Annotated in this window: 18 protein-coding genes; 4 read left to right on the top strand and 14 right to left on the bottom strand. The window is 38.7% G+C overall.

Annotated elements, in window-relative coordinates; translation table 11 throughout:
- Positions 1 to 115: 115 nt before the first annotated feature.
- Genes I858_RS02625 through acpS form a run of 4 tightly spaced genes read right to left on the bottom strand, consistent with a single transcriptional unit; the run spans position 116 to position 2,325 of the window.
- A complete protein-coding gene (locus I858_RS02625) occupies positions 116 to 466 on the bottom strand; it encodes a type II toxin-antitoxin system PemK/MazF family toxin (protein WP_008432415.1) in 351 nt (116 codons plus the stop codon).
- A 4-nt stretch (positions 467 to 470) separates the two neighbouring features.
- On the bottom strand, positions 471 to 755 hold the full coding sequence (locus tag I858_RS02620; RefSeq protein ID WP_049695045.1) for a hypothetical protein: 285 nt from the start codon (positions 753 to 755) through the stop codon (positions 471 to 473).
- Between the two features lie 43 nt (positions 756 to 798).
- Positions 799 to 1,956: an alanine racemase gene (alr, locus tag I858_RS02615; protein WP_049695044.1), complete on the bottom strand. Its 1,158-nt coding sequence runs from the start codon at positions 1,954 to 1,956 to the stop codon at positions 799 to 801.
- A gap of 15 nt (positions 1,957 to 1,971) precedes the next feature.
- On the bottom strand, positions 1,972 to 2,325 hold the full coding sequence (gene acpS / locus I858_RS02610; RefSeq protein WP_049695043.1) for a holo-ACP synthase: 354 nt from the start codon (positions 2,323 to 2,325) through the stop codon (positions 1,972 to 1,974).
- A gap of 68 nt (positions 2,326 to 2,393) precedes the next feature.
- Between acpS and I858_RS02605 the strand changes: the two genes are divergently transcribed.
- The gene (locus tag I858_RS02605) at positions 2,394 to 3,002 is read left to right on the top strand and encodes a rhomboid family intramembrane serine protease (RefSeq protein WP_049695042.1); all 609 of its coding nucleotides are present in this window, start codon (positions 2,394 to 2,396) and stop codon (positions 3,000 to 3,002) included.
- A 59-nt stretch (positions 3,003 to 3,061) separates the two neighbouring features.
- Here I858_RS02605 and I858_RS02600 read toward each other — a convergent pair whose 3' ends face one another.
- The 9 genes from I858_RS02600 to I858_RS02560 all read right to left on the bottom strand — a co-directional run bounded on the left by I858_RS02600 (position 3,062) and on the right by I858_RS02560 (position 11,824).
- Entirely contained in the window at positions 3,062 to 4,564 is a 1,503-nt protein-coding gene (locus I858_RS02600) for a PH domain-containing protein (RefSeq protein WP_049695061.1), read from the bottom strand.
- The gene (locus I858_RS02595) at positions 4,557 to 5,036 is read right to left on the bottom strand and encodes a PH domain-containing protein (protein ID WP_049695060.1); all 480 of its coding nucleotides are present in this window, start codon (positions 5,034 to 5,036) and stop codon (positions 4,557 to 4,559) included. The genes I858_RS02600 and I858_RS02595 overlap by 8 nt, the downstream gene beginning before the upstream one ends.
- Positions 5,037 to 5,186: 150 nt before the next feature.
- The gene (gene cshA, locus I858_RS02590; RefSeq protein ID WP_157886466.1) at positions 5,187 to 6,710 is read right to left on the bottom strand and encodes a degradosome RNA helicase CshA; all 1,524 of its coding nucleotides are present in this window, start codon (positions 6,708 to 6,710) and stop codon (positions 5,187 to 5,189) included.
- A 334-nt stretch (positions 6,711 to 7,044) separates the two neighbouring features.
- Positions 7,045 to 7,743, bottom strand: a complete 699-nt coding sequence (locus I858_RS02585) for an alpha/beta hydrolase (RefSeq protein ID WP_049695041.1) — start codon at positions 7,741 to 7,743, stop codon at positions 7,045 to 7,047.
- A 31-nt stretch (positions 7,744 to 7,774) separates the two neighbouring features.
- Positions 7,775 to 9,136 carry a UDP-N-acetylmuramoyl-tripeptide--D-alanyl-D-alanine ligase gene (locus tag I858_RS02580; RefSeq protein ID WP_049695040.1) on the bottom strand — a complete coding sequence of 454 codons (1,362 nt, stop codon included), beginning with the start codon at positions 9,134 to 9,136 and terminating at the stop codon, positions 7,775 to 7,777.
- A gap of 13 nt (positions 9,137 to 9,149) precedes the next feature.
- A complete protein-coding gene (locus I858_RS02575; RefSeq protein ID WP_049695039.1) occupies positions 9,150 to 10,220 on the bottom strand; it encodes a D-alanine--D-alanine ligase in 1,071 nt (356 codons plus the stop codon).
- Positions 10,221 to 10,293: 73 nt separating this feature from the next.
- A complete protein-coding gene (locus I858_RS02570; RefSeq protein WP_049695058.1) occupies positions 10,294 to 10,611 on the bottom strand; it encodes a DMT family transporter in 318 nt (105 codons plus the stop codon).
- Positions 10,611 to 10,958, bottom strand: coding sequence for a DMT family transporter (locus I858_RS02565; RefSeq protein WP_049695038.1), 348 nt, complete (start codon positions 10,956 to 10,958; stop codon positions 10,611 to 10,613). The genes I858_RS02570 and I858_RS02565 overlap by 1 nt, the downstream gene beginning before the upstream one ends.
- 86 nt (positions 10,959 to 11,044) lie before the next feature.
- Positions 11,045 to 11,824: a hypothetical protein gene (locus tag I858_RS02560; RefSeq protein ID WP_239457210.1), complete on the bottom strand. Its 780-nt coding sequence runs from the start codon at positions 11,822 to 11,824 to the stop codon at positions 11,045 to 11,047.
- A 151-nt stretch (positions 11,825 to 11,975) separates the two neighbouring features.
- Here I858_RS02560 and I858_RS02555 point away from each other — a divergent pair, with 151 nt between their 5' ends.
- Positions 11,976 to 13,157 (top strand): FtsW/RodA/SpoVE family cell cycle protein, encoded by a 1,182-nt coding sequence (locus tag I858_RS02555; protein ID WP_049695036.1) that lies wholly within the window; start codon positions 11,976 to 11,978, stop codon positions 13,155 to 13,157.
- A gap of 28 nt (positions 13,158 to 13,185) precedes the next feature.
- Here I858_RS02555 and I858_RS17155 read toward each other — a convergent pair whose 3' ends face one another.
- Complete coding sequence (locus I858_RS17155) at positions 13,186 to 13,326, bottom strand: Lmo0850 family protein (protein ID WP_204249436.1); 141 nt, start codon at positions 13,324 to 13,326, stop codon at positions 13,186 to 13,188.
- A 232-nt stretch (positions 13,327 to 13,558) separates the two neighbouring features.
- Between I858_RS17155 and I858_RS02550 the strand changes: the two genes are divergently transcribed.
- Complete coding sequence (locus I858_RS02550; protein WP_049695035.1) at positions 13,559 to 13,882, top strand: metal-sensing transcriptional repressor; 324 nt, start codon at positions 13,559 to 13,561, stop codon at positions 13,880 to 13,882.
- Positions 13,883 to 13,898: 16 nt separating this feature from the next.
- Positions 13,899 to 14,120: a copper chaperone CopZ gene (gene copZ / locus I858_RS02545; RefSeq protein ID WP_049695034.1), complete on the top strand. Its 222-nt coding sequence runs from the start codon at positions 13,899 to 13,901 to the stop codon at positions 14,118 to 14,120.
- Positions 14,121 to 14,185: the final 65 nt, after the last annotated feature.

Raw genomic sequence — 14,185 nt, 5'->3', positions numbered from 1 at the left:
CTCTTTATTGTATCGGAAACTAGCTTTTTTTACATCTTTTTTATTGAATCAAGAAATTCTAAAAAAAGTACCTGGAGAAAAATTCTCAAGGCACCTTTAAAAAGAGTATGTATGCTTAAAATTTCACAAGACCAACGCTGATTTCTAAAGCTTCGTCTACTTTCTCCATCAATGTGTCATCAAGTTGTGTAATTTTATCCGTTAGTCGAGACTTGTCTATGGTTCGTAATTGTTCTAGCAAAATAACTGAATCACGCTCAAAGCCATATTTTTTGGCATTGATTTCAACATGAGTAGGCAATTTAGCTTTTTGAATTTGTGCCGTTATGGCAGCAATAATAACCGTGGGACTAAAACGATTTCCTATATCATTTTGAATCACCAAAACCGGACGGGTCCCGCCTTGCTCAGACCCGACGACTGGTGACAATTCCGCAAAAAAAACATCTCCGCGTTTTACAATCAAGTTTTCAACCTCCGCTTACGAGTCGGACGGTCATGTGCTCCGCTTCGTACTCAGCGTGAGAGCATTCACAAGCAATCGATAGATTGATTTGAGACATCTCCACGTAGCCTTTGATCATCGCTTCTCGAATATGATATGAGTCATACAGATTTTTAGTCACTCGGCTCGTGGAAACATAAATATAATCTCCACTTTCTTGGACATGCTCATTTGAATGAGTTGTCAACTCCGAAATAAATTGCTTTGGCATTTTCACAACCACTTCTTTAGTCTTTGACTTCCCGTACACAGCCGACACCTCCGAAAATCCCGTTCTTCTGTCTTCGTCATAATCATCTTACCATTATATCAGGCTTGTGAAAAGACAAATCAGAATTCTCTACGGCTCCCGAATAAACACGAGGAACTCGTTTTGTTAAAATACACGGAATTTCATAAGGAATGGTCTCTAGCTTACGTGCCCATTCATCGATAAAAATTTCCCGTTTTCCCTGCTTACCAATCAATTGTACTTTTTCTCCAACCGGTAATTTTTTGGAAAGTCGAATCATGCATTGATCCATGCAAATGCGTCCTATAATAGGAACACGTTGTCCTGCGACTAACACTTCTTGCCCTTGAAGTCCGCGCAACATTCCATCTGCATAACCAATTGGTAAAGTAGCAACCCATTGGTCTTGTTCAACGCGATAGGTGGCACCATAACTTAAGGTTTCTCCAGCTTTCACTTTTTTGACATGGATGATTTCTGTTTCTAAACTAAGCGCTGGATGCAATTTAAAGTCCATCGCTTGTTCTACATAAGGAGATGGTGCAATCCCGTATAAGGAAATACCGACACGCACTGCATCACAAGCTAGTTCAGGATGCATAATAGCAGCTGCGCTATTCGATACATGAACCATTACAGAAGAATCATCCAATTTATCAAGCACGCTATTCAGTGCTTTTACTTGCTGATCAAATAACGATGAATCTTGCTCATCTGCAGTCGCAAAATGAGTAAAAATTCCTTTAAAAGAAAAATCATGATCCGCAATAAAATCAAGTGCCTCTTCTACTTCATCAGTTTGAACACCGATACGTCTCATTCCAGTATCTATTTTCAAATGAATTTTTAATGAATCTAGCTCTTCTACTAATTGTTTTTCTGCCATTGATAACCACTCAAGAGAAATAGCAGTAACAATTATATTGCGTCTTTGCGCTACAGCAATAAAACTTGCAGGCGTTGCACCAAGTACGAGTATTTCTGCTCTAATTTCTTGATTGCGCAAATACAATGCTTCATCCGGAGTCGCTACCGCAAGTAGCTGAACTCCATTTTCAATAAGGGTTTTTGAAACAGCTAACATACCGTGTCCATAAGCATCTGCTTTTACTACGGCAATTACGCTAGATCGGCCGCTCTTTTCTTGAAAAGCTGTTAAGTTTTTTTTGATCGCGTCTAAACTAATGACCGCTTTTGTCGGCCGATAAAATTCTGTCATTTTGACACCACCCAATTAAGTTGTTTGTATAAGAACTTGTGCCGCAGCAAAATCTTTCGAATGCGTAATAGATACTAGCCCCGTTTCTACTTGCTTTAAAAAAATAGAAGGCTTGCCTTTGCTATCTTTTCTAATTTCGATATCTTGAAAAGAACAGGCACCGCCAATTCCTGTCCCCAGGGCTTTAGAGAAAGCTTCTTTTGCCGTAAAACGACCTGCTAAAAATTCTACTTTTCTCAATTTAGTTAGTTTGCTATATTCGGATTGCTCGCGCTGTGTCAATATACGCATACGAAATTTTGACGATTTTTCATCTAATCGGCGAATTCGTGACAATTCGACAATATCGAGCCCGATTCCTGTAATCATAAATGTTTCTCCTTTCAATCACAAACAAGTAACGGTTATAATTGAACGTATGAAATAGAGGTGACAAAATGTTTATTCGAAGAGAAAGCTTTAAGCAATATCTGCGTATGTACCCAGTAGTTTCTACTTTAATCGCGCTCAACTTGTTCGTGCATGTACTAACCTGGCTTCCAGGAATTGGTGACATGCTGTTCTTTTATGGTGTCGGTTCTAACTTTTATATCGCAGAAGGAGACTGGTGGCGCTTTTTTACACCTATGTTTCTACACGGTGGATTGATGCATTTACTGTTTAATATGTTTTCGTTGTTCTTATTCGGACCTGAGTTAGAACGCTTAACAGGAAAAGTTAGGTTCATCACCATTTATTTATTAGCTGGACTTTTCGCTTCAGCAGCTACGTACTTTTTACAACCGCTCGAATATTCACACGTCGGGGCCAGTGGTGCAATTTTTGGAGTCTTTGGCGCATTTGGTGCATTGGTGTATTATGGAGGGCGCGCTTTGCCTCAACTCAAACAAATTATACTCCCAATTATCGTTATTAGCATAGTCATGACTTTCCTAACACCGAATGTTAATGTTACAGCACATATCGCCGGAATGATTACCGGGTTCTTAATTGGACTTAGTTATTTCCACCCAAAACGAATTGTGAGTTGGCGAGCTAAAAAATAAAGACAGCTGGATTTTTACTCCAGCTGCCTTTTTTTGTGTGAAAAAGCCTGTTGCCATCTTTATAGTCTTTTTGTTCCAGACGGTTCATACCAAGTCAAAATTCGAGTGGCGTCTTCTTTTTCCATATGAGGAGTTGTTGCTGTCGCTCCCATCATGCCAGACTTGATTGTGGCATGGGTAGAAGCAATGCCTTTGCGACGTTGAAAGTAACTCTGCGTTATTTGAACAACTTGCACTCTTTTTTTCAACATGAAATAGCAATGCTTGCCTAATCCTCTAAACTGCATCGTTAATTGCTTTTCATCTAACGCATACCCAACTGTTCGATGTTGCCAGACCCCGATACCGATAACAAGCGGAATAATAAGCAATACCAGCAAGCCGTAGGGATAAAAGAAATAACCGACAGCAGCAAATACAGGAGACCACCACACCAAACTCAAGCGGTAAAAGAAATGTACACTGCGCTTTGGTGCTTTTACTAATTTTGGCGACCAGACAAACTCTGGGAATAACTCGGTTAACATCGGAAGCATTCGTTTGTTTTTCACTAAAGGAAACAACCGAATTTTTTCGTCTTTATCACCAACCGTTCCGCCTGCACTTTCAACCACAACAGTAGCATATCCGAAAAGCTGACGCACCGGATTTTGACTGATTTTGATTCCTTGAACACGCTTTAATGGAATAGAAACTTTCTTTTTCTCCAGTAATCCTCTACTTATATAGATATGATCTTCATCATACTGAATAGTAAATTGATAATTTGCGAAGACGGTCATAACAACTGAAATAATCCAGGCAATCAATAACACAAAAAAGATAGTTAAAACAACTATTAATAGTCCAAAACGTAAAAACGAGACAACTTCTTCATAAACTGCATCGTATGGGATAAACTCAGAAAACTGAGAAAGAAAAATCAACACAGCTGAAATGACCACACCAATTCCACCAGAAGTTGTTGCAAGAATCAACAATTCTTTTATAGACATATGATACAGTGATTTTGTTGTTTTTTTAGTAAGTTCCACATATTCTGCAGGACCCATTACCAGGGCTCCTTTTACCGGAAGTTGATGCTTTGCTTTTTCCATTTCATTTTCAATACGATCTGCATCTTCACGGGAGATAGCTGTCAGTTCAGCTTCTGCTTGACCTATTTTTCCAGATCCGGCCGTTTCCACTTTGACTTTGACTAATCCAAGCGGCCGGTGAAAAATACCTTCTGTGTAGTTAAGGCTTTGAATTCGTTCAAAGGGAATATACCTTTTTTTCTTCACAAACAAGCCGTACTCAATACGCAATTCACCATCTTCAAACCAATAAACAAAACGTTTCCACTTAATAATTCCAGTAACTAACAAAAAGATCAAAATTCCTCCACCAACCATCAACGGAATAAACCCTTGCCAGCCTTGATTAAACATCGACCGAATGCCACCATCTCTGAATATATTAACACCAAAAATGATGATAAAAGGAAAAATCAATTCCTTTAACCCTTTTATAAAGTTTAAAAAAGCTGAAATGGGATGAAGTTTGTAACGCTCCTCATACATCATCTTCCGCCACCCTTGCCAGTACAGAAATTCTTGCTCTCAACTCATCAGCTTCTGCTGTAACCAACGCTGGAATTGTATGCGTTGTGGCAGCTGTTGAAATTGAAATTTCTGCTAGATCGTATTTACGCAAAATAGGTCCTTGTTCTGTATCAACATGCTGAACACGTACCATTGGCACCAATGTCCGAGTCACAATAAACAAACCGTGCTGCAACTCGATTTCCTGGTCTCTTACTTCATAGCGCCAACGCTGCCAGCGTATTTTAGGAAACCAAAAAATAAACAAAACACCAAATAAAATGATAATGCCTCCGTAAACTGCGTATAGCCATTGCGGCCAGTCCAAAAAATATGTTAAAACACCTGCGCCAATCATCAGCAACACCACAACTGCTGTTTCCATACTGCCATATACACGCCAGACGGTTAGCCCTTTTCGCGAAATTTGCTTTTGCGGTTGGTTATCCATTTGCTTCTCTCCAATCATCTACCTAATCCTCTTTATACGATTTATTGCTGTGAACGTTTCACTCTATTGTAACTGATAGTTAGACAGCAAAAAAGGACGTATGCAAAACAGTTTCCTGTTTGTGCATACGTCCTTTTAAATTAATCGGTATTAAGATTCGCTACGACGAGTCGTACGTCCCGGACGTCCGCCACCCGTTCCGCTTCCGCCTTCACGACGACGGCTTGCGCCTGAGCTTGCTCCACGGCTTGAAGATGGACGAGCTGAGCTTGAAGAACGATTGCCTTTATAGCCGCCGCCTCCGCCACTGCGTCCGCTTCCGCTCTTGCCTTTATAACCGCCGCCTCCGCGTGATGGCAAAGGACGTTCTTCGGAAATAGAGACTGGAACATCTTCCGGTTCTTTAGTCATTGTTTTAAGAGCTGCTGCAATCAAATCAACCGCATCGTGCTTTTCAAGCATTTGCGTCGCGAATTCGCGATAATCGCCAAGATTGTTTTTCTCTGTCATTTCAAACAATTGTTCCATTGCAACGCGTTTTTGGCCAAGTACAGCTTCATTCGCAGTTGGAGGAACTAATGCTTCCATTTTTTTCTTTGTAGTGCGTTCAACGATGCTCAAGTAGCCCATTTCACGTGGTGTAACAAACGTGACTGCGACACCTTTTTTACCTGCACGACCTGTACGGCCGATACGGTGAACATAGCTTTCAGGATCTTGCGGAATATCAAAGTTGTATACGTGTGATACACCAGAGATGTCAAGTCCGCGAGCCGCTACATCTGTTGCTACCAAGATATCGATTTTGCCAGCTTTAAATTGTTTCAAAACAGACATACGTTTTGCTTGGCTCAAGTCACCATGAATTCCTTCAGCAAGATAGCCGCGGATATTCAAAGCTTTTGCTAATTCGTCAACACGGCGTTTTGTACGGCCGAAAACAATTGCAAGTTCTGGTTGTTGAACATTCAAAAGACGTGAAAGGAAATCGAATTTCTCGCGCTCTACAGATTTCACGTAGAATTGCTCAATATTTTCAACAGTCATTTCTTTTGATTTGATTTTAACAACTTCAGGAGTTTTCATGAATTTCTCTGCAATGCGACGGATTGCATCCGGCATAGTTGCTGAGAACAACAATGTTTGACGCGTATCAGGAACACTTGCCATAATTGTTTGAATGTCTTCGATAAAGCCCATGTTCAACATTTCGTCTGCTTCATCAAGGATTAACGTATTCACATTATCCAATTTAAGTGTACGGCGGTTGATATGGTCTAATAGACGTCCTGGAGTACCAACGATAACTTGCGGACGGTTTTTAAGTGCACGGATTTGTCGGCTAATTTCTTGGCCGCCGTATACTGAAAGAATGCGTACGTTTTTATCTTGACCCAATCTGTAAAGTTCTTCTGAAACTTGGATTGCCAATTCGCGTGTTGGTGCGATAACTAACCCTTGAACATTACCGTCTTTAGTGTCGATTTTTTCAATCAAAGGAATACCAAATGCAGTTGTTTTACCTGTACCTGTTTGTGCTTGTCCAATAATGTCTTTGCCTTCCATTCCAAGACGGATTGTACCTTCTTGAATTGGTGTTGCTTCTTCAAACCCCATACGTTTTACGGACTTTAAAGTTGTTTCGCTAATATTTAACTCTGAAAATTTTACCAAATTTTTTCAATCTCCTTTTGTCTTCATCTGATTTACAAATGGTGTACATTTTAGATGAATTCGTGACAAGGTCGAGCCTTTATGAGGAAGTTTCACGTCGAAAATCATACTCTGTAGTTTTAAGTCAGAGGGGATGTGTGAACAGAAAAAGCTCGGGCTTTGCCGAGCGGTCTGATCGGCGGGTGTTTGATGCCCTATCTATAGAACAAACCGTTTTGCTCAAAAAAATACTCTTCACAGGGAAGAGTGCTTCAAAAATGTATCCATTGCTCTCAAAAGAATAGCATATTTTTTCTTTCTTGGCAATCAATACACAAAGGTTCTAATAATCAGTTTACTCAAGACCTTTTCTCATAAACCTTAAAACGTCTTCAAACCATACGAAACGATCTTCACTATAACAGATTAAATGCTTGCCTGTTTTCGAATGGATCATTTCTTTATCACTTGAACCAATTTGATTATAAATGAAATCTGCAGCAGATGCTGGAACGATGCCATCTTGACCGCCTTGTACAATGCAAACTGGAACCTTAATTTTATCGTAATAAGGTTCAACCATCTTTACCACACGCAGAAATTCAACAGCCGAACTAATCGGAGTATGTGTCAGCTTGTATTTATAAAGATGAAAAAGTGAATTTTTTGCTATTTTCCCTGTCAGCGCATCTTTTACTGCTTCTTGCACTTCTTTAAACATTTGCACTGGACTGATGTATTTTGCAGCAGCACTTAATAGAACCAAGCGATCGATTTTATAGCGCATAGCTAAGTACATCGCAATCAACCCGCCCATTGAAAACCCAATAATGATAATACGATCTGCTGTCTTTTTTAATCTTTTTAAGGCCAGTTCTGCTTCCATCATCCAGCTCTCAGCTACTATACTCTTTAAAGCTAGTTTTTCACCATGTCCTGGAAGTACCGGTATTTCAACAAGCCATTCTGTTTGTTCAATTAAGAAGTCAGTAAGAGGTTCTACTTCGAATGGACCTCCTGTAAATCCATGAATACAGAGCACACCAGTCTTCAAATTACTTCCCTCTCTTCAATATTCAGCGTTTTTAGTTCTGACGAACGAAAGGGTCGATAATGTTTTCTAACGCCATTCCTCGTGATCCTTTTACTAAAATAACCGAGTCTTTGTTTGTATATCGTTTTAGCAAATCAATAATCGGACCGTAATCTGCTTCGCTCCATAACAACTTACCTGCATAATCTGTTTGCAGCTTATCATAGAGCCATTTCATTCGAGGTCCATATAAACATACGCCTGCTAAACTTTCCGTAATACAACTGCTAAGTGCTTCATGGTAACTTTGTTCTTCATCTCCGAGTTCAAGCATATCTCCAAGCACTACCCATTTCTTTTCTTTCATCGTTGTTTCACGAATAAAAGTCATCGCTGCTTTCATTGATGAAGGCGCCGCATTATAAGCATCGTTAATAAAGATGGCTCCATTATCAGCCTGAATCATTTGCATCCGCATATCCGTTAACGCAGCATCTTTTAACGATTTACGTATTTGATCTTCTGATAAACCTGCTTCGAGCGCAACCAAAATAGCAGCTAATGTGTTTTTCACTTGATGTTCGCCCAATACTGGAATGGTAAATGCCGCATTGATGATGCCACTTACCATAAAACTGCTGCCAGTTTCAGTCGCTTTAATATCCGTTACTGTTAACTCATTGTTGTCATCAAATCCAAAAGATACTCCTTGCGGAAAAGATTCCATGAATGGCAGTAACAGTGGTTCATCTCCATCATAAAAGAGCTTACCGTGTTGCTGAAGACCTGCAACAATTTCGAATTTAGCTTGTGCAATTGCTTCACGCGATCCAAGGTCTTGCATATGAGCTTCTCCAATATTAGTGATAATCGCATAATCAGGTCGAGCTAGCTGAGATAAAAACTCAATTTGCCCTTTCCCGCTCATTCCCATCTCCAAAACAGCCACTTTTGTATCTTCTTCAAGGGATAAAATTGTTAACGGTAAACCAAGTTCATTATTGAAATTGCCTTGTGTTTTTTGCACTTTGACATATGGCTTTAAAACACTTGCCACTAAATCTTTCGTTGAAGTCTTCCCATTAGAACCTGTAATTCCAATCACCATCGTTGATAGCTCATCGCGATAAGCTCGAGCCATTTCTTGTAGAGCCACTTCACAGTCGTCAACAAACAACAGCGGCAAATCGTCCGGTGCCCCTGGTTCGTCATGCTGCCAAAGTGAAGCTGCTGCACCTAGCTCAATTGCTGAACGGACATACTTATGTCCGTTTACATTTTCTCCACGAAAAGGAATAAACAAATCACCTGGCTTTAGAGTTCTCGTATTAATCGATACTCCTGTAACGTCAAAGCTTTTTAAGTTAGTTTTGATATCCAGCCATTTGGCTACTTGTTCAATCTTTTTTTTCATTTGGCTTCTCCACTCAATCCATTTTAACTTGTAGTAATTGTTTTTCTTCATGTCGTTCAATCGCTAATGTTATAAGTCGTTTGATTAGCTCCGGATAGGGCACTCCTGTATTTTCCCAAAGAAGTGGAAACATGCTGTAAGGCGTGAATCCTGGTAATGTATTGACTTCATTAATTAGAATTTCATTGTTTTCAGTTACAAAAAAATCTGCACGGACAAGCCCTGAACAATCTAGAATTTTAAAGGCTTTTTTTGCGTCTACTTCTAAGTTCGCATAAATTGCTTCGTCTAACTCCGCTGGAATAATCATTGCCGTATCGCCATCTTTGTATTTTGCTTGGTAATCATAAAAAGCTTTTAATGGTTTGATTTCACCAGCTACTGAACAAGCTGGATTATCGTTTCCTAAAACACCCACTTCGATTTCACGAGCAACCACGCCTTGTTCAATAACAATTTTACGATCGAATTTCAACGCTTCTTTTACTGCTGCAACAAGTTCTTCGCGATTATCCGCTTTGCTGATCCCGACACTCGAACCCAGATTCGCTGGCTTGACAAAAACCGGCCACGCTAGTTCTGCTTCTACTTTCGCTACCCAGAAATCCTGATTTTGATCCCACTCTCTTCTTATAAAATACACATAAGGCGTTTGTTTTAAACCTGCCTGCTCAAACAATTGCTTCATCACCACTTTGTCCATGCCAGCTGAAGAGGCTAATACACCATTTCCAACGTATGGAATGTTCAGTACTTCAAGTAAGCCTTGAACAGTACCGTCTTCTCCATTTGGTCCGTGAAGTAACGGAATGATGACGTCTAATGCTTTATTATTTTGTGATGGAAGAAAACTAGAAATATCATTTGGTTTCGATGATTCACTTGTTAGTTGAAGCTGTTCAACCGTTTTAGCCGGTCCTTCAAGAGGGGCATTTTTTCTCCATTCGCCGTCTTGTGTGATATAAATAGGGAAAACGTCATATACATCAAAATCTATTGCATTTGTAACTGCTAAGGCTGTAGACAGCGAAACTTCGTGTTCCGCTGACTTGCCTCCATATAATAAACCAATCTTTTTTTTCATTTAAGAAACCTCATTTCATTATCCATATTGCATAGTTTATCATGAACCTACACTGACTAATAATTTTTTCTCGTTAACTACCAAAAATTTTCAAACCGACTACTCCCGCGATGATGCATGTTAAAAAGAATATTTTCATTGGTTGTTTGCTTTCACGAAAGAAAAACATGCCTATTAACACACTTCCCGCTGCGCCAATGCCGGTCCAAACTGCGTAGCCTGTACCAAGCGCAATCGTCGTTAACGCCACAGACAATAAATAAAAGCTGAGTGCTCCCGTTACAACTGTTAAAATCGTATATCGCTTTATTTTAAAACCTTTCGACAACTTCATTGTTGTAACAAAAGCTACTTCAAAAAATCCAGCAATAATTAATAGGATCCAGGATATCATGAATCCACTTCCTTATCAGGGCTTTCTTTTCCATCAAGTACTTTTAAGCCAATAATTCCAACCAGTAACAACAGTAAAAAGAATATTTTTTCTACACTGGCATTTTCACTAAACAGTAGGATCCCAACTACAGCTGTTCCTGCAGCACCAATCCCTGTAAACACCGCGTATGCTGTGCCAATCGGTATTGTTTTTATAGCAGTGGCAAACAATACAAAGCTGACGCCGATAAAAATAATGGTAACAAGAGATGGAAAAAAGTTCGTAAAGCCATCAGCAAATTTTAATCCGACTGCCCATACAATTTCTGTAACTCCAGCAACTAAAAGATAAATCCAAGCCAAGCGACTCCCTACTTTCATTTTGTGTTTGAGATAATTTTAATTAGGTTAACAGTTGGTCCGAAAAAAATGATACCTGCTTGCAGGTATCATTTCCATGTTTTTTGTTTGCGATCATAAATGATTTTACGCGACACACCTTGCTTTGTATATTCTTCAATATCAGACCAAAATTCATCTAGAAAAGCGATTTCTTCGACTGGGCGAATATGCAATTCAATCGTGTTTTTTGTTTTTTCAGGATCTGCAAGTGAGATCAACACACCTTCACGGTAATTCTTTTTTAAAGACTGAAGAATATCAACAGGTAATTCGGGAATCGCGTCTTTCGGTTTACGACGCCAAAAATTTTGTCCATTTTCTTCACGTCGAATTAAATATGTAAAGTAATTTCCAACAAGTTCATTTAAGCGCACTAAGTTACGGAAATATATTTTTGTGATTTCTTCTTCTTCGCTGGATAAATAAACAAATTCGTTTTGAAGCGTTGAGAAAAACGGTGATTTAACGGGTGCTTTTTTATGACCAATAAACAGCAGTTCAGCTTGTTCTTGAGATGTCAACGAATTCAACTGCTTTTCATTTCTAAAATCGACCCAACAAAATTCACTTTTTTTATTGGTACGTGCTTTGCGCAATTGACCAAACTCTTCTTGCGTTGCAAATTCCATATGAGTATGCATATTAAAAGAAGCATCTTCGTAAGGGTGTTTTAACAACAAAAGGTTTTTAGGTAATTTCATCGCATCTAAGAAATGGGCAAAAGTTAGTCCACTAAACAAAGCAAACTGATCAGATTCGTTTAAATAAATATATAAATGCTGTATGTATGCATCTGTGTACAGAGGTTTTTTTTCCAATTTCCCCACTCCATTCCCTTTTCTATTATACGATTAAAAAGATGAAACATGAAACATCCATACTCCAAATGCGTCATTACTTTTGTCATGCGCACATTATAGTTATATACGTTATAATAGTTTTCGACTCATAATAATAAAAAAGCACAGGTGAACTTACATGCAAACTAACAAAAGCTTTACGGACCGAATCGACTGGCCACTAGCTTTCATCTTATTTCTATTTTTCATCGTCAGTTTAGTCGCTATTTCCTCAGCTCAAACTTCTGGACAATATTTAACAAATTTTGTCCCAAGACAAGCTTTATTTTATATCATTTCCATCATGATGATTGCCGTTTTGATGTATTTCGATCCTGAACAATATAAAAAAATGGCTTACTATTTATATGGATTCGGTATTTTACTACTTCTTTTATTGATGGTTTCACCTGATGGCGTTGGCCAGATAGCTGCACCTGTTAATGGTGCAAAAGCTTGGTTTCACACACCTTTTGTGAATATACAGCCCGCTGAGTTCATGAAAACCTTCTATATATTAGCATTAGCAAAACTGATTTCTTCACATCACGAACAATACTTGCTCAAGTCAATTAAATCCGATTTTTATTTACTCGGGAAAATCGCCCTTTATTTAGCGATTCCTCTTGGCTTCATCTTGCTACAGCCCGATTTAGGGACTGCCCTTGTTTTTATCGCTATTACATTAGCTGTAGTTGTTGTATCAGGGATCACTTGGAAAATCATTGCACCTAGTTTTGGTGGAGTTGCGGTTATTGGCGCTATATTATTGTGGATGACGATTAATGCACAGGATTTTCTTTCTAACACATTTGGGCTAAAACCTTATATGTTCGAACGGATTTACACGTGGCTTGATCCATACTCTTATGCAGCATCAGGCGGTTATAATTTAATCGCTGCAATGAATGCCATTGGATCGGGAGAAGTATTCGGCAAAGGTTATCAAGGAAGACAAGTATATGTTCCTGAAAATCATACTGACTTTATCTTTACTGTCATCTCAGAGGATTTTGGATTTATTGGGGCAAGCGCCGTTATTATTTTGTTTTTCATGCTGATCTATCACTTAACGAAAATCACTTTGCAATTTAAAGATATGTTTAGTACATATGTATGTGCAGGTATCATTGCGATGATTACGTTTCATGTGTTTCAAAACATCGGCATGACCATCCAGTTGTTGCCGATCACCGGAATTCCATTGCCTTTTATCAGTTACGGTGGTAGCTCGTTAATTGGAAATATGTTCGCACTTGGAATTGTTTTTAGTATGAAGTTCCATCATAAAAATTATATGTTTGATAAAAACAAAAAATAAAAACTCCGGCTCACTTTAGCCGGAGTTTTTATTGTTGAGATTGCGTTTGAATCGGTTGAGGCAAAGCAATTGCTTTTATTAATTCGACGCGAGATTTTGTGATTTTTGCTTGGATTCCAAGTTTCGATAAATTTGAAACAATGCTACGAACATCTACGTTTTTCGCCATCCAGATCACCTCTTTGTTTTTTTAAACTACTAATTAACGACGTATGCTAACTTTTCATGTTTCATAAGTAAGGAGTAGATTATTGACTTTTCTATGTCTATGTATATAATACCATTATTTCGTAATTTTAAACTTATCAATTTGATGACAATTACGGCAATATTGTAAATCAGTTGATTCGCATACCCTATAGAGGTATACTATAGTAAGAATAAGAGGGGAGAATCTTCAGATGAGTGAATTAATTGAAGAAACTTTGATATCAGATAATAGTTTTCGAAAAAGCCATCATCCTCTCTCCGTTAAAAAAGATTTGACCAACCGGCTCAGTCGTGTAGAAGGTCAAATACGCGGTATCAAAGGTATGGTGGAGAAAGATGTTTATTGTGATGACATCATTACACAATTAGCAGCAACACAGTCTGCATTAAACAGCGTGACAAAAGTTTTGTTAGAAGGCCATTTAAAAGGTTGCGTCAAAGACCGTCTCGAAAAAGGCGAAGATGAAGTGCTAGATGAGTTGCTTATTACCATCCAAAAAATGATGCGTAAATAACAAGGAGGAATTTCTGATGAAAGAACAAATTAACTTGCAAGTAAGTGGCATGTCATGTCAACATTGCGTGAAATCCGTAGAAGATAGCATTATGGCGCTACCGGGAATCGAAAAAGTAAAGGTTTCTTTAGAAAATAATTCAGTAGATGTAGCATACGATTCTTCTGCTGTAGAAGTAGGTCAAATTGCTGAAGCGATTGAAGATCAAGGATACGATGTTGCCACATTAAGTGAATAGCTGCGGAAACGCAGTTATTTTTTCGAGAAAATCATACCCCCTATAGGTATATTTACATTAAAAAG

This window comes from Planococcus versutus, from assembly GCF_001186155.3.
Classification (GTDB): domain Bacteria; phylum Bacillota; class Bacilli; order Bacillales_A; family Planococcaceae; genus Planococcus; species Planococcus versutus.
Note: the sequence above shows the minus strand (reverse complement) of the source record. Positions and strands in the feature narration are given on the sequence as shown.